Here is an 18,885-nt window from a genome sequence, read left to right as displayed (position 1 = left end):
GATTTGCGATACTCTGTTAGTGAATGGTTAAGTTTTAATTAAGAACAAGGATGGCAAAAGTTCGACATTTATTTCCGGATCAATAACCACTGACACCTAACCATTCTCTAACCCTAGCCACCCGTATTTTCTAGTATTTAGTGACTCACCAGGAGCAAAAACCAGCATGATTCCCCAGCATCCTACCACTTTTGATCTAACCATGAACAGTTCTAAAAACCTCTGTGACAAACCAGAAGAAGCCTGTGGTGTTTTTGGTATATATGCCCCGGAACAGGATGTGGCAAAAATGACCTATTTTGGATTATATGCGCTGCAACATAGGGGACAAGAATCCGCTGGTATTGCTACATTTGAAGGACCTTATGTACATCAACATAAGGATATGGGTTTGGTTTCTCAGGTATTTAGCGAGGCGATTTTAGAGCAATTACCAGGTAATATGGCAGTTGGTCATACTCGTTACTCCACCACCGGTTCTAGTCGTAAAGTGAATGCTCAACCAGCAGTGGTGGACACTCGTTTAGGAACCCTGGCATTGGCTCACAATGGTAATTTGGTGAATACCATACAATTACGGGAAGAATTGCTCAAAACCAACTTACACCTGGTGACAAGTACGGATTCAGAAATGATAGCCCATGCGATCGCTGAGGAGATAAATACTGGTGCGGGATGGTTAGACGCTGCAACTCATGCATTCCATCGATGTCAGGGTGCATTTAGTTTAGTAATTGGAACACCGGATGGAATTATGGGAGCAAGAGATCCCCATGGGATTCGTCCCCTGGTGATTGGTAAGTTGGATAGTCAGCCAATACGTTATGTTTTGGCGTCTGAAACCTGTGCTTTAGACATTATTGGTGCGGAATATATAAGGGATGTGGAACCGGGAGAGTTAGTTTGGATTACAGAAACGGGTTTAGCATCTTTATTTTGGAATCCCCAACCCCAGCGCAAGTTATGTATTTTTGAAATGATCTACTTTGCCCGTCCAGATAGTTTAATGCACAATGAGACGTTATACAGTTATAGAATGCGACTGGGAAGAACTTTGGCACAGGAGTCTCCCATAGATGCTGATATAGTCTTTGGTGTACCCGATTCTGGTATACCTGCTGCTATAGGGTTTTCCCAAAAATCAGGTATAGTATATGGCGAGGGACTAATTAAAAATCGTTACGTCGGTAGAACATTTATTCAACCCACTCAGAGTATGCGAGAGGCGGGGATAAAAGTAAAGTTGAACCCCCTCAAAGATGTGTTATCGGGAAAAAGAGTAGTAATAATTGATGATTCTATTGTCAGGGGAACTACTAGCCGCAAACTGGTAAAAGCACTGCGGGAAGCAGGCGCTAGGGAAGTGCACATGAGAATATCTTCTCCACCGGTGACTCATCCTTGTTTCTATGGAATAGATACGGATACACAGGATCAGCTTATTGCAGCTACAAAATCAGTTAGTGAGATATGTACACATTTAGAGGTGGATACTCTCGCTTATTTAAGTTGGGAAGGAATGTTAGCCGCCACCGGGGAAGATACAAATGGGTTCTGTTCTGCTTGTTTTACGGGTGATTATCCTGTAGCGATTCCTCAACAGGTGAAGAGTTCTAAGTTAATACTAGAGAAGGCTAACCAATACGCTGTTTTATAGCTTTGGCAATAGGAGGTAAAGGTGAGTCGCTCTTATCCATTAACTCTGTATATAGCGTTTTGGATAAAGCTATATATACATAACATCTCTTGAATAACGATTATTATTAAGTTATGATTAGGGATTGGATGACAACTTGAGTTGATAATCCGCAACGCCTCCCAATCTCAACACGAATAACTCCTTGACCAACATGAAACTCCATCTTTTTTCGTTCAATTATCATCCTAAGGACCAAACCAACTGGCCACGAAAAATCTGGAAGAAATTTTCCCCTTGGCTATGCTTAATTTCCCTATTGACAGTGGTACTCATACACTCAGTACCAAGTGTAACCGCTCAAATGTCTCGCGAGGAAATTCGGGGTGTCTGGGTAACAAGTAACGATTTAAATGTTTTCAAGGATCGTGACCAAGTCCGAGATGCTGTGACGAAATTGCGGCGGCTCAATTTTAATACAATTTACCCCGTGGTGTGGAATTCAGGTTATGTTATGTATCCTAGCAATGTAGCTAAGAGCTTGGATATTCAACCCTTTGTATTTCGCGGATCCGATGGTCATGATATTCTAGCAGATATTATTAATCAGGCCCATAGTCAAAATCTGCTGGCAATCCCCTGGTTTGAATTTGGATTTATGACCCCCAATACTGGAGAGCTGGCGTTAAATAAGCCAGATTGGCTCACTAAAACGCGAGATGGTGCTGTAGTTTCTATTAGTGCTGCTGGTGAAGTATCTTGGTTAAATCCCTTTCATCCCCAGGTTCAAAAATTTATTATTGATCTACTGGTGGAGCTGACTAACAATTATGATATTGATGGTATTCAGTTTGATGACCACACCAGTTTACCCCATGAATTTGGCTATGATGATTATACCGTAAACTTGTATAAGCAAGAAACGGGTAAAAATCCCCCGGCCAATTCTCAAGATCCAGAATGGGTAGCATGGCGGGCCAATAAAATCACGGAATTCATGGTGAGGTTGAACCATACTATCAAGCAAATTAAACCAAAACTCATCTTTTCGGTTTCACCAAATTACTACAATCATGCTTATAGGTTTCAGTTACAAGATTGGTTGAATTGGGTAAGACTGAATATTGTGGATGAGTTGGTTATGCAAGTTTATCGTTCTGATTTGGAAAGTTTTACCTCTAAAATTGCCCGGGATGAAATACAAGAAGTGCGCCAAATTATTCCTACTGGAATTGGCATTATGGCCGGTTTAAGAACTAGTCCTGTTCCTATACAACAAATTACTAAACAGGTCAGAACTGTGCAAAGGGAAGAGTTAGGTATCGTTTTCTTTTACTATGAAACTTTGTGGAATCGCTCTCCTGAAACTTTGGAACAACGCTTGGAAGGATTTAGAAATTTCTTTCCCTATCCAGCTGTAAGAGTTGCAGCTGAATGATCAACTTGCTGGATTGTTAGCATTGAAAATGCTGACAATCCACTAACTCTTTTATAATTGTTATACATGATTTTCACTTCTTTATAGTTAAAGCTGTACAAGCTATGTATATTACCTAATGCATTAGGTTTACAAACATCCTATTTGTGCTATTTTATAGCACAATCATCACACTTCTATCATGATTTAATCCACGGATGGGATTCATGGAAAAAAGCACCAAAGTTATTCCTTTACTTATTCTTAACTTTTTGTTAAACTCTCCTTAATGTTTACTAAATCTATAGACTTTTAGTAGTCATATTCAGAACCCAACAATGACTGGTGTTCTGACTAAGGCTATATCATCCAGTGTGTAAGTGTAAACCCATATTCCAGATTTGAAAATTAAGGAACTTAATAATGACAAATATGCTACTCCCCACAAATGATTGGTTACAAATAGGATTTAGACTAGTTTTGGCTCTCATTGTTGGATGCATGATAGGGTTTAACCGTCAGCAGAGAGGTAGACCAGCAGGAATGAGAACATTTATGTTGGTAAGTATGGGAGCAGCTCTGTTCGTAATGATTCCTTTACAAGCTGAGGGAGATAGTTCCTATGCAGCTACTAATGCACTTAGTCGAACAGTTCAGGGAGTAGCTAGTGGTGTGGGATTTTTGGGAGCGGGATTGATTTTACAAGAATCTTCTGGAAAATCCCTGCGTCCAAAAGTTAGAGGATTAACAACTGCAGCTTGCATCTGGATAGCAGCAGGATTGGGAGCAGCGATTGGTTGTGGTTTGTGGCAAATGGGATTAATCGGTGGAGTACTAACTTTAATTATTCTGAGCGGTTTCAAACGTATCCATAGATTGTTTCAAATTATCACAGGTGAGACCAATCGAAAAAATGGACAGGAGTCAGTAATTGAATGATTAAGTACATTTTATTGGAAGAACTGAGAATCCCCCGATAAATCGGGGAGCGTCATAGTCATCTATTGTGTTTTTTCGACTCTTCCCATTGCTAAAATCTCTTTAGCTGCGCGATCGCACACTCCAACCGAACCCAAACATTGACGCATTTCTTGATAGTCTAATAGGGTTTTTTCTCTTTTATCACAATTTAATAATAATTCCATGGCTGCTTTTGTAATATTATCTGCTGTAGCTTGTTCCTGTAATAGCTCAGGTACAATTTCTCGCATAAGAACTAAATTGACGGGGGAAGCAAACGGAATGGAACCTTTGAGAATCTTTCTACCTAACCAAGCAGTGAAAGGATTAAGACTATAAACAACTACTTGAGGAACATTGGCCAGGGCCAATTCTAAATTGGCCGTCCCCGATTTAGTAATTGCCAAGTCAGCAGCAGCAAAAATTTCCCTCTGATTCCCAGACAATATTTTGGCCTCTAACCCATAATCTCTAATTGCTGCGGTAATTTTTCCTCGAAATCTTTCCAGGGATAAGGGTACAAAGAACTTTACTTTTGATAGTTGTGATTGTATACTTTTCCCAGCTTGAAAAATTGCAGGTAGTAAGTATTTTAACTCTTGATGACGAGAAGCAGGCAAAAGAGCGATCGCCAATTCTTGCTCCTTAATACCCAATATTTTTCTGGCACTTTCACGACTGGGTGTGTTCGCCATTTTATCTACTAAGGGATGGCCCACCCAATTAACATTAGCTCCGTTTTCCTCATAATATCTCGCCTCTTGGGGAAAAATTGCCAACAACTTATGAGTAAAACTAACGATTTTCTTAGTTCTATCTAAACTCATTGACCATACCCATTCCTGGGGAGCAATGTAATATACTATGGGAACCTGAGGAAAATGCTGCTGCATATAACTACCAATTCCCATATTTGGTGTCATATAGTCAATTAACACTGTTATATCCGGGGGATTTTTTTTTAAATAGGCGATCGCCTGTCTTTGCACCATAATAGTTGGTATAATATATGGCAATGCCTCAACAATTCCCATGGAACCAATACCACTAGTATCTCCCAAAACTCTCGCCCCAGCTTTAGCCATTTGGGATCCACCCAGTGCTACTATCTCTAATGGCAAGCCCAAAGTAGCAGCTTGATTTTTTAGTGCTGTAATTAACATGGCACCCTGTAAATCTCCCGAAACTTCCCCAGTACTGATAAATACTCGCATGAACTTTAGATTTTAAATGAGGGATTATAATTAAGACCACTAGCTATATATACCTTTAGCCAGTACGCTGGGGAAAGAGCTAATCATTAGAATGATGAGTAACTACTCTACCCATTGATTATACTCATGTATTAATTTATGAATATAAGTAAACTCATCATTCAGGATTTGTCAAGACTAGCTAACCAACCAATCACAACTCATTATTATCAGTACCCTTGGTGGCACTTTTCCCGGGAATCAACCCCCTTCTTCCTGGCATTTGTGAAAGTAGCAAGAACCGACGTAAATGTTTTAGCTGTGATGTATCCCCTAATAGTTCTAACTCAGATAAAGCATCCTTAAACAACATATCAGAGCAGTAGAGAATACGAAAAGCTTTTTTCAGTAGTTGAAACTCATTTATCGGCATTCCTGAGCGCTTTAGTCCCACCAGATTGAGTGATCGGATACGTGATGGATTTCCCTCAACTAACATATAGGGAGGAACATCCCGATCAATACGTGTCATACCTCCAATCATGGACATACCACCAATGTGGACAAATTGGTGAACACCCAAAACCCCACTGAGTCTGGCTCGGGACTCAATATGCACATGACCAGCCAAAGCTACAGAGTTAGCAATAATAACTGAGTCTTCAATTATGCAATTGTGACCCACATGGACATAAGCCATTAGCAGATTACCATTACCAATAACCGTCGCTTCACCATGACCGGTAGCCCGATTAATAGTCACATACTCACGAATGGCATTATTATCACCAATCTTAACCCAAGATAGTTCCCCCACATATTTCAGGTCTTGGGGTTCCATACCGATTACAGCGCCTGGAAAAATGTGATTTCCCGATCCAATTTTACATGGTCCTTCCACCACCGCATGGGCGCCAATAACGGTTTCTGGTCCGACTTGAACATTCGCTCCAATCACAGCATAGGCACCTACTTGCACCGTTGAGTGGAGTTCCGCGTTAGGATGTATTACAGCAGTTGGATGAATAAGTGTCTTCAAGGGTAACTCTCCAGAACTGGTTTCATAGAAAAAGTGTCGGGCAAAATAAGTGATGTGTGAGGAAGGCGAATTTGAGATGTGAATGAGATTTGAAATTAGGGAGCAGGGATGACAAACTATTTATTAATTAGGATGATGCACTTCACGGCTGCATCTAAATACGCAGGTTTTTTATCGGTCCAATTTTAACTAATTAAAGAGAACATTAGTTCTCCCTCGGCGGCGAGATTTCCGTCAACTTCAGCTCGACCCTGCATTTTTCCAAACCGACGTTGTTTGACAGATAACAGTTCCACAGTCATAATTAATTGGTCACCGGGTACCACCTGACGACGAAACCGCACTTTGTCAATACCTACAAATACAAACAGCCCTTCGGGCATGTTAGGCATTTGACTCATAACAACTCCTCCAACTTGAGCCATAGCTTCCACAATTAGAACCCCTGGCATTAGGGAACGTCCAGGAAAATGTCCCTGGAACTGAGGCTCGTTAAAAGTAACATTTTTGATACCTACAGCCAACTTTCCCGGAATATAGTCAACTATTTTGTCTACTAGTAAAAACGGGTAGCGATGAGGTATTAGTTGCTGAATCTCTTCTATGGTGAAAGTTGTTTTAGTTGCTGATGTATTAATGGTTTGGTCTTCTCCTTGGGATGTAGTCACTTGGATAAAATTGGTTTGGCTGAGGGTTGACATTGGCAATGGATTTGATTGAGATGTGGGAAGTTAAATTAGCCTAGATAATAGCGTACAATCTTAAAGTTTACTTAATTTTTAGCACAACTTTTCACACACTCTCTAAAATTTTGCGTGCTAACTGGATATGCAGGTTATGACTAGCTTTATAAGCTAGAAAGTGGCCCTTGGGAAACTGTCCCAATAGGCTGATATCACCTACCAGGTCGAGGATTTTATGTCTGACTGGTTCATTCATAAACCTTAATGGTGGATTTACCCAGCCATCCATTCCGCAAACTAGGGCATTTTCTAGACTACCACCTTTGATTAAACCGGATTTCTGTAGGTGTTCAATTTGATGTAATAGGCCAAAGGTTCGAGCTGGGGCAATTTCGGTGACAAAGGAATCATAAAGGACAACACTGTGCCATTGATTGCCAATTGCTGGCACATCAAAATCAATTCCATAGCTAAAACGTGTATCTTCCCCAGGTAGAACACAAACAAATGCGTCCTTGTCATAAACGTAGATAGGTTCGTTAATTACTATGGGTAAATATTGATCACTAACAGGCTGTGAAGTTAATCCCACAGCAGCAATACTATTAGTCCATACTTGGGCAGAACCATCTAAAAGTGGTACTTCGGATCCGTCAATTTCAATCCGGGCATTATCTACACCCATAACAGCCAGGGACGCTAGCAAATGCTCTACTGTACGTACGTAAGCATTTCCTGTGCCTAATTCAGTAGAGAGAAGAGTTTGATTAACTGCGGCGATTTCAGCGGGAATAATTGGCAAATCAGGTAAATCCACCCTCACAAAGTAGCGTTTGCTCCCGCTTGGAGCTGGTAGTATTCGCACGGTACTATTTACACCACTATGAAGTCCCACACCTGTTTGGCAAATTTCAGCAGCTAAAGTATGTTGGTGCATTTGTAAACGCCAGATAAATTCCAGTTAGTTATGATAAAATCAAATTATACCTTTTACCTCTAGACAGAACGCCTACCTTGATATCTCTCTTCCAGATGATTGACCAATGGGAAGATTGGTAATCGTGGGGATGACCGATGGTGTGGGAACCGGGGATTTTTTTTCTCGCTTGAGCCAGGATCCTAAAAATCCAGCCCCCAAAAGTACAGCCAACAGAATTAATAGCTGTATGGGGATTTTGCGGTTATGATCCTTACTAAATGGAGTTTCAGGAATCACCCGAGTTGATTGAGGGAAATAATTTACATCCCTTGCTTGGGAATTACTACCCGTTATATTAACTGTTTTACCGAAACCAATGGGTGGGATTTTTGCCTCTAGCACTGTATTGGGCTCTTGATATTGAACTTGATAATGTAAGAGAGCAATAGTGACATTATCATGCCCATTCTTGGTATTAGCAATTTCTACCAGTCGAGACGCCGTAGTTTCTAAATTAGACTCCCCACGCAAAACAGGTAGGATTTCGGTTTCCCAGTAGTCCTCTACCCGATCAAAATCCGTCAGTCCATCGGAACTGAGCAGGAAAATACCATCCTCATCCAGAATAAACCGCTCACAAGTGGGGGAAAGTAAAGCGCTATTACCCATACCCAGGGCCTGAATTAAGGAACCCGAACCACGATGTTGTATAGCTTCACGGTAAGTGGCATAACCTAAACGCACTTCACGGGAAGCCACATCATCATCCAGGGTCACTTGATAACAACCATGATGGGTAATCCAATAAGCACGACTGTCTCCCACATGGGTAATGTACATCTGGTGAGCAATGGGTACGGCCATGACTAGGGTGGTTCCCATTCTCTGACGACCTTGACGGTGATCAATATCGTTCTGCTGACTGATCTTATCGTTTGCTAGTGCTACTCCTTGTTCCAACATTTGGACAACTGTTGATGAGTCTCTATAGTTGTCTGCACTTTCCTGAATTGTTAATATTTCTTCTACTTGTGGTACAATGGTCTTCACTGCTAAATCGGATGCTACATTTCCTCCCTCATGTCCGCCAATACCATCACAAACAATAGCTAAACCATCCTTTGGGGAAGATAGACTAACTACAATCCCCGGGGGCGGATAGCAGGAGTCCTCATTTCTTTGACGACTCGGACCTGAATCCGTTTGAGTCACAATCTTTATGGCAATGCTTGAAGTGTTTTTTTGCAACTTATCTATTTGTGATAGCGCTTGGTCTAAAGTTATAGTTAAATGTTCAGAAGAAATAATTTCTTCTTTAATCAAAGATTCACAAACTTGCTCGAGCAAGTCCACTAAGAATGGTTGAGCATTTGGTAAAAGTTGTTGCCAAGCTTTTCCTAAATGTGACAGGTTTATGGGTGATCTGTCACTGCGTAATTCCAGGAGTTTAACTAAACCCCCTTGTACTCTAATTAAGTCCCAGTCTAACAAACTACTAGCAACCCCTTGCTCGTGTAGGGGTTGCCACAGTCTCGCTATTTGCCACAACCAATTAATTTGTCGTATGGAAGAAGCTTTATCCCAAGCTGTAATTAGATCACTCCACAAATCTACTTGCTGGTTTTTGTTATCATAGATTAGGGGTATGGCTTCTAAAAGTAGTGTATTTTTTCTAGGTTCTTGTTCAGTTACACAAAGAACCCCATAAATCTGTGGTATGTGCAGGCGGTGGGGAATGAGTTTTAGATAGGGCTTTATTTGATCTAAATAAGCTAAATCAGGTGCTTGGGGTGGTAATCCAGGTTTGAGATCTAAAATTATCGACCCCTCAATGATTACATAACGGTCTCCGACAATTTTTCCAGGAGTACCCAGATCATGGACCCCGACCGTCCACAGATAACGCTTAGGCAAGGGTGTGGAGCATCTCTGGCAAAACCTGTGGTTTAGAGGGTTGGGGGCTTGACAATATTCGTTTGGGCAGAAAAGCATTGCTACTTCATTTTCCATATTTCTCGCACCAAGCAGCGACTAGCAATTATTCAAGACTATGTTTAGGAGATGTCCCGCTCTATAGGATCTACCCAAAGCTACCCAGACCTTTACAGATCTGGACTACCTACTTCCTGTTTCATCGTAGTCTCAAGATGATTCTTGAGAGGTTTGTCTACTCCACAAGCTATCTCGGTAGAGCTTACCGTTTGATCCGAACGAATCGGAATATGAATTCCTTCAAAATTTTAGTATGTGGACATTTCGGCAGATTTGTTAATATCTGGGTAGAATTTTTTCAGCTTTTAGCCCAACTTTTTAGAGCCTGGTTTTACCAGAGCCCTAATTTTGTTGATGGGTTAGAAACTTTCATTTACCTTAACTCATCAACCATGACTGGAAGCAAATTTTTATCTCATGGATTGCCATTCGCTGCAACTTGGGGTAGTCCCATGCTGTAGTTAGTGACGCGAGCAGCAAGATTGTAGCTAATCTCACCTCTTTGTAACAGCGATCGCACAAAATGCTCCAAATCTGAACCAATCCGACGCAAATTATAGTCTGTTAGGTCTACACCTTCTGAAGATTCTACAATTTCATCAAATTTACGATATACTTTCTGTAGTGCGTCTTCGCTCCAGTTAAATTCGTTATCTGGATCAACGTCTAAAGTAAGAACCTGGTTGCTAGGGACTAATTCGTCTTTGTTTATTTCCGCCGCAAAAATGCGGATATGACGGGTTGTGGACTTGAGCAGTATTGGGTTATCCATAATTAGGTCTAGGATTTTGGTTAATCACACTGCAATTATTTTAACTGCTGTGCCCGATCTTAATTGTTTGGATTTGCCAAATAGATTGATTAACAAATCGGTAGGGCTTCGCTTATACATATCAAATACTGCTAGGTTTTATGTCACTTTTGTCACAAATTTTTGTGCATGTACCAAATAGCACTGTTTTTATTTAATAAAACTGTTCTTAACATCAAATTGTATTACCTGTATAGACTTTAAAAAATAAGTTTAAATATAATTACCAGTTGATAAAGTGATATATTTTCCCAGTATTGACGTTTGGATAAAGTTGTTGTACAAACTTTTAAAAAGGTGGGATGAGTTCTTACAGAACCTTTATTATGTAGAACTTAAAAATCCGATCATGCTTTACTACTTCAACATACAACAACTACACAAGGAGGGATAAAATTGGAACAGTTAAAAGCAATTTTTCATCACTATGGAGGGCGCAATGAGAAAGAAGTTTAGCAGATGAGTAAACTTAAATTATGTCTTCGCTGTGTTTGAGAAAATATTGAGAAAATATAAAGATTTTTTTCTGGATATTTTGGCTCCTCACCTGTATGAACACCGTTTCTAACCCAGTAAAGGAATCCTCACAACTATGAACTCCAAAGCATTACCACGCCAGGTCAATAATCTCGAAGTCGGTGTTTATGAATGTGAAATTCACCTTAAGTTTCGCTTAATAGAAGAAAAAAGTTTGTTGGGAGATCGTGAACAGCTTCTGCAAGTCTTCTTAGACGCACTTACAGAGGGATCGGACGAATTTTTGGAAATGCTACAAGCATCTGTTAAAGCTCAGGAGATCTCTGAATTTAAGGCCTCTCCTCAAATGAGAAGACAACTGATGCGGTTGAGAAACTCCTTAGATAATACCCAGCAGTAGCCAACACTCAAAGACGGGTTGCACCTCACCACAATTCTTATCACTCAATTATCACCCATAAATTAGTTTAAGTGATAAACTTTATGATCAAGCAAGCATCTACAATTATGAGAGTATGAGAGAATTCACGAAGATTCTAAACGGGGGACAGGCGATTCAGTCCCCAGGTTCTTTGACTTACTTAATCTAAGGTCTAAATTAACACTAAGTTACTTTTTCTTAGCAGCCGCTTTTGCTGTTTTTGCCGCTTTTTTGGCTGCTAATTTAGCTTGTTGCTTTTCTTCCTCGATCTTAGTCAGATAGTAGTGATAATCTCCTAAATAAACTCGAAATTCTCCATCTCGAATTTCTACAATTTTATTTGCCACCTGGGAGATAAAGTAACGGTCATGAGACACTACTATAGCTGTACCATCATAGTTTTGTAGTGCTTCTTCCAGCATTTCTTTAGCGGGAATATCTAAGTGATTAGTGGGTTCATCCAAAATGATTAAATTAACTGGGCATAATAGCATCTTTGCCAATGCCAGTCTTGCTTTCTCCCCTCCGCTTAGGGCCCCTACTTGTTTGAAAACCGTATCCCCAGCAAATAAAAACCTTCCTAGCAACGTACGCACTTCCTCATTTTTCCAATCAGGAACTTCATCATGAATAGTCTCCATGACGGTTTTATTTAGATCCAGGGCCTCCGCTTGATTCTGTTCAAAATAACCTGGAATAACATTATGTTCTCCTAGTTTAACAGTTCCTTCCGTAGGAATTTCCATACCCGTAATCATTTTTAACAAAGTGGATTTTCCTGCTCCATTAGGTCCTAAGAAGGCGATCCTGTCTCCCCTTTCAATGAGTAAATTTGCCCCTAGAAACAGGATTTTGTCTCCATAGGTGTGGGTAAGGTCTTTAATTTCTACCACTTCCCTACCACTGCGCGGTGCTGGTGGAAAACGAAAATGTAGGGTTCTCACCCCTGTAGTTGGTGCTTCAATTCTTTCAACTTTCTCCAACTGCTTTTCTCTGCTTTTTGCCTGGGTGCTGCGAGTAGCGCTAGCACGAAATCTGTCTACAAACGCTTGCTGTTTTTCTATTTCCTTTTGTTGACGTGCAAAGGCACTTAACTGAGACGCTTCATTTTCAGCCTTTTGTTGGAGATAGGCACAATAGTTACCCAGGTAGGTAGTGGAAACCCCTCGTTCAGTTTCCACAATTTGTGTGCAAAGTCGGTCTAAAAACTCCCGGTCATGGGAAACAATTACCATAGGGGTGGTCAAACTCTTGAGGTAATTCTCTAACCATTCAATGGTTTCTAAGTCTAAGTGGTTTGTCGGTTCGTCTAGCAGTAATAAGTCTGGCTTTTGTAAGAGGATTTTGCCCAAACTCATGCGCATTTGCCAACCCCCCGAAAAAGCGCTGACCAGACGATCCCCATCTTCTACCTGAAACCCCATTTCTGGGAGAATTTTACCAATGCGAGCATCTAAATTATAACCATCTAGGGACTCAAACTGACGTTGTAATTTGTCTAACTTATTAATTAGTTTGTCTAGTTGTTCTATGGTCGCTGTTTCCATGTCACGCTGCACTTCGTGTAGTGCTAATTGTACCGCGTTAGCTTCTTTGAAAACGGTCCAAAACTCTTCCTGAACTGTTCGCGTGGGATCTACTTCAAACTCCTGGTTAAGATAGGCTATGTGCAAACTAGCAGGACGAATGATCTGACCAGCAGTGGGCTCTATTTCCCCAGAGATGATTTTCAATTGGGTAGACTTTCCCGCACCGTTAACGCCCACTAAACCAATGCGATCGCCTGGTTTGACTTCCCAGTTAATATCTTGTAGAACTTCACCTGTCGGGTAAATTTTACTAATGTGTTCCAGTCTTAACATGAAATATCTCTCGAATAAGGAATAGAAGATCAAAAAAGCGAAACTTTGAGGTCATTTTCAATCTTAACAAAAGTTAACAACATATTGATTGGTTTGATTCTCAAGTTGAACGACCACATTGTTGAGTCAGAATTGACCAGATCACTGGTTAAGGAATTTGGATAATGTAAAAACTTTGCTACAACACCCCCAAATCACTGACATACCAATTCAAATTACAACAATGAACAATCCGATCAGTAATAAGACCCGTTTTTTATTTTATATGTTTAGGCTGCAAGTGTTGAGTTTGTTTACGCTGTTAACTTTTAACAGTTGGATGGAGTTAGCGTTAGCCAATTCATTCCCTAAAGCTATACTCTATAAGTGGCTACTTCATGTCAAATCACAACAGATAGAACTAAACCTTTCTAACAAGACCAAAGCGGATTACTTCTACCTTGAACAACCTTCTCGCTTGGTGATAGATTTACCTAATACTCAACTGGGCAATGTGGAAACCCAAAAAACCTATTCTGGTAGAATTCAGAAAATTCGCCTTTCCCAATTTAGCTCTCAAATTACCCGCATGGTGATTGAATTTAAGCCGGGGACAGTGGTGAATATGAACGCTATGGGGGTGCACACCGATCACCAGTCCAAACGCTGGATATTACGCCCGGTATTTTCCGATGATCAAACCACCACCAAATCTTTCCCCTCTTCTAGTTTGCCATCAGCAATTACTAACCCGATCAATCACCAACAACCCTTTATTATGGTGCCACCTCCGAATCGAAGCACTTTTGCACCTTCTCAATTCCTGATCATGCCCTCTAACTCTCAGCCAACCGCTACCCCCAAAACGGAGCCTTCAAATCAAGGTTTTCAAGTTCCTGTTATTGAATTTGGTCAACCAATACCTTTCTTGAGGTAAAAAAATGACTATCAATCAATAACTAGAATCGGTCTGTTTCCTGATTGGGTGCTACTGCACCTGGTTGAGATAAGAAGAAATTTTGACCCGCCTCATTTTGATAGATACATCTAATATCAGGCTTTTCACTGTCCAAATTGCCAGTAAATCCAAAAGTATTCAGACGATTTTTACACTCTCTTACCTGATCAGATGTGACCAATTTCTTGTTTTCTAAAATAGCCCAGTTATTTTGGCGGATTACACACCCAGGACGAATATTTGGTTGTGATACGTAGACATTAAATGGGTTAAGAGTAACAAACAATCGGGCATCCATAACCATTGCACTGGCCCCATACTGAACACAAATTTCTGGATTTGGGGCTTTTAAATCAATAAATTCACGGCTGGCTACATTTGAGGGAGTAAGGGTGGTGGTGGAGCTAAAAGCAATGCCAATGCCAATACCCAAGACCAATACTCCCCCTAAAACAGCAATGGTGGTTAAATTAAATATGGGAGATTGAAAAATAGATGGTTTGGAACTTGTAGCCGTTCTAGGAGTTGATTTACGTCTCATTTTTACTTAACTACTTGCTTTAGCAGTTTAAATATTGTTTTGCTTCAATTTGCAGACCTGGACCAAAACCTGGCCAACGGCGAATAGGTTCGCCGGTAATTAAGTACAATTAAATGTGATTAACTGCAATTAACTGGCCAGTAAGGTTTTTTCTAGGGGAGTCCAACGAAAATAGCGATCGCCACCCCTTTCAATCACTACCTTGACCCGTGTTTCCAACCGGGGTAAATTGGTGAAATATTCCACTTCCTGATCGGAAAGAATATTGCCCTCAATTACCCACAATAACAATCCTTTGGAATTGGGGGGTAGCTGGGCTAAATGGGAGGAGATTAAGGGGGGTAAATATTGTACCTCACCTACCGCTGCACCATTGCTGGTACTCTTTTTGCCCAGATGGGGAGGTCTAATCCCGTGAATCCCCATCAAATAGGCTGCTACGTCTCCTAAACCTCTAGCTGTAATATGAAGGTTAACATATCCTGCAGCCCTGAGACGACGGCGATAGCGACCTTCATGCCCCCCTTCCAAGGGAACAAATACACCCAAGGAACCAAATTTTTCCAAATCCCGGATGAAACCGCTGCCAGTGGTAATTAGTGCCATAGATTTTTCTCCCACCTATATATCTCTATTATTATTATTCACCTTAATGGTAGATTAGGATAGGTTGGGAAGTTGGATTTTGGCAATACATTTACACCTTGCCAAAATATCTTTGATCAACCACTGGACAAAAACAGGTTTATGGATTATATTGTTAGATTGTAACTAAACCGTACTAGTGGTCTTCTTAGCCGCCTTGGAAAAAAGTAGCACAAAGCCTTTGGTCTTTTGGTGAAAAAACCAAAAAGCTGCTAAAATAGAGACAATTTAGGTAAAACTCAAGTGAAGGCCCCTAACCCACAGCCAAAACGAAGTTGAGTTGACGAAGTTAAGTTATAGTTCGCTCCGGCCAGCCCTAAAAAGGCGGATCCTCAAACAGTAGTTTAAGGTCTTAAGAGCAACCTGAAAGTTATCAGAAAATGGATACTGAGCATCACTGCTTAAGTCCTGTTGCGAACGGAGAGTGCCAAAGCAGTGGAACAAAGTAACCCATTGCTGCACAAAAGCAAAGCTATAAGCTTTTGCACTGATACCAGAAATAATGCCTTCCAATTAAAAAGGTAATTATCACTGTTCTGGTGGATAAAAAAGAGAAACAATAGACGGATTCACCAAACAGTAGGCTCACAGTTTGTTACGTCACTAGCGGTTTGCGCTGTCTAACGCCAGTACAACTCTGTTGTGGACGTAGTAAAATCCTCTGAAAATCCGCTCCCAAGGTCAGCAACTAGATTAAGGAGAACCAGTTACTGTGTCTGTAGGTATTCTCGGCACCAAGCTGGGCATGACCCAAATTTTTGATGAAGCGGGAGTATCCATTCCCGTGACCGTCATCAAAGCTGGTCCATGCACTGTTACACAAGTTAAAACCCAACCCACGGATGGTTATTGTGCCATTCAGGTTGGCTATGGGGAAGTAAAACCAAAAGCGTTAAACAAACCCAAGTTAGGTCACCTGGCCAAGTCATCAGCAGGACCAGTACGGTATTTAAACGAATATCGGACTGACACAGCAGGTGATTATGCCCTAGGACAGGAGATCAAGGCAGATATTTTCAGCGTAGGTCAGATTGTAGACGTGATTGGGACGAGTATCGGGCGTGGTTTTGCGGGTAACCAGAAGCGCAATAACTTTGGCAGGGGACCAATGTCCCACGGTTCCAAAAACCACAGAGCCCCTGGTTCCATTGGAGCAGGTACAACCCCTGGTCGTGTTTATCCTGGTAAAAGGATGGCAGGAAGATTGGGAGGTAGTCGCGTCACCGTTCGTAAACTGACCGTGGTGAAAGTAGATGCGGAACGTAACCTGATATTAATCAAGGGAGCAATTCCTGGCAAACCCGGTGGCTTAGTCAATGTAGTGCCCACGACTAAAGTTGGTAACAAATAGTTTTAGTTGATTAGCTGTCAGTAAAAACTGACAACTGACTACTAACAAAGGACAGAAAAATGGTTGAGAGTACAGTTAAGAATTGGCAAGGAGAAGAGGTTGGTCAAACCAGCTTCGAGTTGCGAGTTGCCAAGGAAGAGACAGCGTCCCACATAGTGCACCGGGCCCTAGTTAGACAAATGACCAATTCTCGCCAAGGTACAGCCAGCACCAAAACCCGTGCAGAAGTGCGAGGAGGCGGTCGCAAACCTTGGAGACAGAAAGGTACTGGTCGTGCCCGAGCAGGTTCTATTCGTTCACCATTATGGCGTGGCGGTGGTGTGATCTTCGGACCAAAACCGAGGGACTTTAACATCAAGCTTAATCGTAAAGAGAGACGTTTAGCACTGCGTACAGCTTTTGTTAGCCGTAGGGAAGATTTGATAGTTGTAGAAGAATTCACAGACCAACTACAACGTCCTAAAAGTAAGGAATTGGTGGCAGCGCTAGCTCGTTGGGGAGCAGAAGCGGATCAAAAAACCTTATTAATTTTGTCAGAAATTGGGCAAAGCACGGAGACCATCAGTCTTTCAGCCCGTAATGTGGAAAACATTAAGGTGATTGCGGCTGACCAGTTGAACGTATTTGACCTGTTGCACGCTGACAAGATTGTAGTTACATCTTCAGCATTAACCAAAATTCAAGAGGTGTACAGTGCCTAACCTTGAACCCCGCAACCTACCAGACTTAGTGCGACGTCCAATCCTGACGGAAAAAGCCACTATCATGATGGAGCAGAACAAATACACATTTGAGGTCACTCCTAAGTCTACCAAGACCCAGATTAAAGCCGCCATTGAAGATTTGTTTCAGGTTAAAGTTGTTAAAGTAAATACTGCCCTACCACCCAGGAAAAAGCGTCGTGTAGGGAAGTTTACTGGCTTTAAACCCCAGTACAAAAAAGCTGTGGTGACTATTGCATCTGGGGATGAAACAAAAATCAGACAAGTTCTGTTCCCAGACGTTTAAGAATTTGAGATTGGATTTCAAGCTGAGTAAAGCATGTCTAGTAGATATATTTAAGCAGCAATTAAAAATCCCCATCCAACTCAAAAGCCTCCCATACTAAAATCCAAAATCCAAAATCGTTTATGGGTACTCGTTCCTATCGCCCTTACACCCCTAGCACTCGCCAAGTCACTATTTCAGACTTTGCGGAGATCACAAAAACCGAACCTGAAAAATCACTGACTGAATCAGTGCACAGACCCAAAGGTCGGAATAATCAAGGGCGGATAACTAGCCGTCGTCGGGGGGGCGGACACAAACAACTATACCGGATTATCGACTTTAAAAGAGATAAGCGGGATATAACCGCCACAGTTATAGCAGTTGAATATGATCCTAACCGGAATGCGCGGATTGCCTTAGTAGAATACGAAGACGGTGAGAAGCGGTATATATTACATCCCAATGGCTTGAAGGTAGGGGCAAAGATCACTGCTGGACCCCAAGCACCTTTTGAAGATGGTAATGCCCTACCCCTAGGTAATATTCCCCTGGGTACTAACGTACACAACGTGGAAATGACACCAGGGAAAGGTGGACAAATAGTGCGTGCAGCTGGAGCAACGGCCCAGTTGATGGCAAAAGAAGGTAACTATGTCACCTTAAAGCTGCCATCCGGGGAAGTGAGAATGGTACGCCGGGAATGCTACGCCACCATTGGCCAGGTGGGCAATACGGATGCCAGAAACCTGAGTGCAGGAAAAGCTGGTAGAAATCGCTGGAAAGGTCGTCGTCCTAAGGTCAGAGGTAGTGTGATGAACCCTGTAGATCACCCCCATGGTGGTGGAGAGGGTAGGGCACCTATTGGCAGATCGGGTCCGGTTACCCCTTGGGGTAAACCAGCTTTAGGTGCTAAAACCAGAAAGCGTAAAAAAGCTAGTAGTAAATTGATTGTACGTCGTCGTCGTAAGTCTTCTAAACGGGGACGTGGCGGTCGTCAGTCTTAGGATGTAA

At 41.6% G+C, this 18,885-nt stretch carries 18 protein-coding genes; 9 read left to right on the top strand and 9 right to left on the bottom strand.

Features of this window, described 5'->3' with window-relative positions; translation table 11 throughout:
- The first annotated feature begins 166 nt into the window (after positions 1-166).
- From purF to IAR63_RS00975, 3 genes are all read left to right on the top strand, one after another.
- Positions 167-1,657 carry an amidophosphoribosyltransferase gene (gene purF, locus IAR63_RS00985; RefSeq protein ID WP_187706274.1) on the top strand — a complete coding sequence of 497 codons (1,491 nt, stop codon included), beginning with the start codon at positions 167-169 and terminating at the stop codon, positions 1,655-1,657.
- A 193-nt stretch (positions 1,658-1,850) separates the two neighbouring features.
- The gene (locus IAR63_RS00980; RefSeq protein WP_187706273.1) at positions 1,851-3,074 is read left to right on the top strand and encodes a glycoside hydrolase family 10-like protein; all 1,224 of its coding nucleotides are present in this window, start codon (positions 1,851-1,853) and stop codon (positions 3,072-3,074) included.
- A gap of 402 nt (positions 3,075-3,476) precedes the next feature.
- Positions 3,477-3,992, top strand: coding sequence for an MgtC/SapB family protein (locus IAR63_RS00975; protein WP_187706272.1), 516 nt, complete (start codon positions 3,477-3,479; stop codon positions 3,990-3,992).
- A gap of 62 nt (positions 3,993-4,054) precedes the next feature.
- Here IAR63_RS00975 and lpxB read toward each other — a convergent pair whose 3' ends face one another.
- The 6 genes from lpxB to ndhM all read right to left on the bottom strand — a co-directional run bounded on the left by lpxB (position 4,055) and on the right by ndhM (position 10,611).
- On the bottom strand, positions 4,055-5,227 hold the full coding sequence (lpxB, locus tag IAR63_RS00970) for a lipid-A-disaccharide synthase (protein ID WP_187706271.1): 1,173 nt from the start codon (positions 5,225-5,227) through the stop codon (positions 4,055-4,057).
- Between the two features lie 193 nt (positions 5,228-5,420).
- Positions 5,421-6,245, bottom strand: coding sequence for an acyl-ACP--UDP-N-acetylglucosamine O-acyltransferase (lpxA, locus tag IAR63_RS00965; protein ID WP_187706270.1), 825 nt, complete (start codon positions 6,243-6,245; stop codon positions 5,421-5,423).
- A 185-nt stretch (positions 6,246-6,430) separates the two neighbouring features.
- On the bottom strand, positions 6,431-6,946 hold the full coding sequence (fabZ, locus tag IAR63_RS00960) for a 3-hydroxyacyl-ACP dehydratase FabZ (RefSeq protein WP_061544940.1): 516 nt from the start codon (positions 6,944-6,946) through the stop codon (positions 6,431-6,433).
- Between the two features lie 91 nt (positions 6,947-7,037).
- Positions 7,038-7,865 carry a UDP-3-O-acyl-N-acetylglucosamine deacetylase gene (lpxC, locus tag IAR63_RS00955; RefSeq protein ID WP_187706269.1) on the bottom strand — a complete coding sequence of 276 codons (828 nt, stop codon included), beginning with the start codon at positions 7,863-7,865 and terminating at the stop codon, positions 7,038-7,040.
- Between the two features lie 72 nt (positions 7,866-7,937).
- On the bottom strand, positions 7,938-9,761 hold the full coding sequence (locus IAR63_RS00950; protein WP_407927143.1) for a PP2C family protein-serine/threonine phosphatase: 1,824 nt from the start codon (positions 9,759-9,761) through the stop codon (positions 7,938-7,940).
- A 493-nt stretch (positions 9,762-10,254) separates the two neighbouring features.
- On the bottom strand, positions 10,255-10,611 hold the full coding sequence (gene ndhM, locus IAR63_RS00945) for an NAD(P)H-quinone oxidoreductase subunit M (RefSeq protein ID WP_318264345.1): 357 nt from the start codon (positions 10,609-10,611) through the stop codon (positions 10,255-10,257).
- Between the two features lie 631 nt (positions 10,612-11,242).
- Between ndhM and IAR63_RS00940 the strand changes: the two genes are divergently transcribed.
- The gene (locus IAR63_RS00940) at positions 11,243-11,527 is read left to right on the top strand and encodes an Npun_R1517 family heterocyst differentiation transcriptional regulator (RefSeq protein ID WP_006276949.1); all 285 of its coding nucleotides are present in this window, start codon (positions 11,243-11,245) and stop codon (positions 11,525-11,527) included.
- A gap of 209 nt (positions 11,528-11,736) precedes the next feature.
- Here the strand turns inward: IAR63_RS00940 and IAR63_RS00935 are convergent, their stop codons facing one another.
- Complete coding sequence (locus IAR63_RS00935) at positions 11,737-13,410, bottom strand: ABC-F family ATP-binding cassette domain-containing protein (RefSeq protein ID WP_187706268.1); 1,674 nt, start codon at positions 13,408-13,410, stop codon at positions 11,737-11,739.
- Between the two features lie 223 nt (positions 13,411-13,633).
- Between IAR63_RS00935 and IAR63_RS00930 the strand changes: the two genes are divergently transcribed.
- Entirely contained in the window at positions 13,634-14,326 is a 693-nt protein-coding gene (locus IAR63_RS00930) for an AMIN domain-containing protein (RefSeq protein ID WP_187706267.1), read from the top strand.
- Positions 14,327-14,348: 22 nt separating this feature from the next.
- Here IAR63_RS00930 and IAR63_RS00925 read toward each other — a convergent pair whose 3' ends face one another.
- A complete protein-coding gene (locus IAR63_RS00925; protein WP_187706266.1) occupies positions 14,349-14,888 on the bottom strand; it encodes a DUF3172 domain-containing protein in 540 nt (179 codons plus the stop codon).
- Between the two features lie 129 nt (positions 14,889-15,017).
- Positions 15,018-15,494, bottom strand: coding sequence for an NAD(P)H-quinone oxidoreductase subunit N (gene ndhN, locus IAR63_RS00920; protein ID WP_187706265.1), 477 nt, complete (start codon positions 15,492-15,494; stop codon positions 15,018-15,020).
- Positions 15,495-16,245: 751 nt separating this feature from the next.
- Here ndhN and rplC point away from each other — a divergent pair.
- From rplC to rplB, 4 genes are all read left to right on the top strand, one after another.
- On the top strand, positions 16,246-16,884 hold the full coding sequence (gene rplC / locus IAR63_RS00915; protein ID WP_187706264.1) for a 50S ribosomal protein L3: 639 nt from the start codon (positions 16,246-16,248) through the stop codon (positions 16,882-16,884).
- 59 nt (positions 16,885-16,943) lie between these two features.
- Positions 16,944-17,585 (top strand): 50S ribosomal protein L4, encoded by a 642-nt coding sequence (gene rplD / locus IAR63_RS00910; RefSeq protein ID WP_187706263.1) that lies wholly within the window; start codon positions 16,944-16,946, stop codon positions 17,583-17,585.
- Positions 17,578-17,892, top strand: coding sequence for a 50S ribosomal protein L23 (locus IAR63_RS00905; RefSeq protein ID WP_187706262.1), 315 nt, complete (start codon positions 17,578-17,580; stop codon positions 17,890-17,892). The genes rplD and IAR63_RS00905 overlap by 8 nt, the downstream gene beginning before the upstream one ends.
- A gap of 122 nt (positions 17,893-18,014) precedes the next feature.
- Positions 18,015-18,878 (top strand): 50S ribosomal protein L2, encoded by an 864-nt coding sequence (gene rplB, locus IAR63_RS00900; protein WP_187706261.1) that lies wholly within the window; start codon positions 18,015-18,017, stop codon positions 18,876-18,878.
- Positions 18,879-18,885 lie beyond the last annotated feature (7 nt).

Source organism: Cylindrospermopsis curvispora GIHE-G1, assembly GCF_014489415.1.
GTDB classification, from domain to species: Bacteria; Cyanobacteriota; Cyanobacteriia; order Cyanobacteriales; family Nostocaceae; genus Raphidiopsis; species Raphidiopsis curvispora_A.
This window is presented reverse-complemented; position numbering and strand designations above follow the sequence as displayed.

What these genes read in the sequence shown, in the direction of transcription:
- purF (WP_187706274.1), top strand. Translation starts at nt 167, where the DNA reads ATGATTCCCCAGCATCCTACCACTTTTGATCTAACCATGAACAGTTCT.
- IAR63_RS00980 (WP_187706273.1), top strand. Translation starts at nt 1,851, where the DNA reads ATGAAACTCCATCTTTTTTCGTTCAATTATCATCCTAAGGACCAAACC.
- IAR63_RS00975 (WP_187706272.1), top strand. Translation starts at nt 3,477, where the DNA reads ATGACAAATATGCTACTCCCCACAAATGATTGGTTACAAATAGGATTT.
- lpxB (WP_187706271.1), bottom strand. Translation starts at nt 5,227, where the DNA reads ATGCGAGTATTTATCAGTACTGGGGAAGTTTCGGGAGATTTACAGGGT.
- fabZ (WP_061544940.1), bottom strand. Translation starts at nt 6,946, where the DNA reads ATGTCAACCCTCAGCCAAACCAATTTTATCCAAGTGACTACATCCCAA.
- lpxC (WP_187706269.1), bottom strand. Translation starts at nt 7,865, where the DNA reads ATGCACCAACATACTTTAGCTGCTGAAATTTGCCAAACAGGTGTGGGA.
- ndhM (WP_318264345.1), bottom strand. Translation starts at nt 10,611, where the DNA reads ATGGATAACCCAATACTGCTCAAGTCCACAACCCGTCATATCCGCATT.
- IAR63_RS00940 (WP_006276949.1), top strand. Translation starts at nt 11,243, where the DNA reads ATGAACTCCAAAGCATTACCACGCCAGGTCAATAATCTCGAAGTCGGT.
- IAR63_RS00935 (WP_187706268.1), bottom strand. Translation starts at nt 13,410, where the DNA reads ATGTTAAGACTGGAACACATTAGTAAAATTTACCCGACAGGTGAAGTT.
- IAR63_RS00930 (WP_187706267.1), top strand. Translation starts at nt 13,634, where the DNA reads ATGAACAATCCGATCAGTAATAAGACCCGTTTTTTATTTTATATGTTT.
- IAR63_RS00925 (WP_187706266.1), bottom strand. Translation starts at nt 14,888, where the DNA reads ATGAGACGTAAATCAACTCCTAGAACGGCTACAAGTTCCAAACCATCT.
- ndhN (WP_187706265.1), bottom strand. Translation starts at nt 15,494, where the DNA reads ATGGCACTAATTACCACTGGCAGCGGTTTCATCCGGGATTTGGAAAAA.
- rplD (WP_187706263.1), top strand. Translation starts at nt 16,944, where the DNA reads ATGGTTGAGAGTACAGTTAAGAATTGGCAAGGAGAAGAGGTTGGTCAA.
- rplB (WP_187706261.1), top strand. Translation starts at nt 18,015, where the DNA reads ATGGGTACTCGTTCCTATCGCCCTTACACCCCTAGCACTCGCCAAGTC.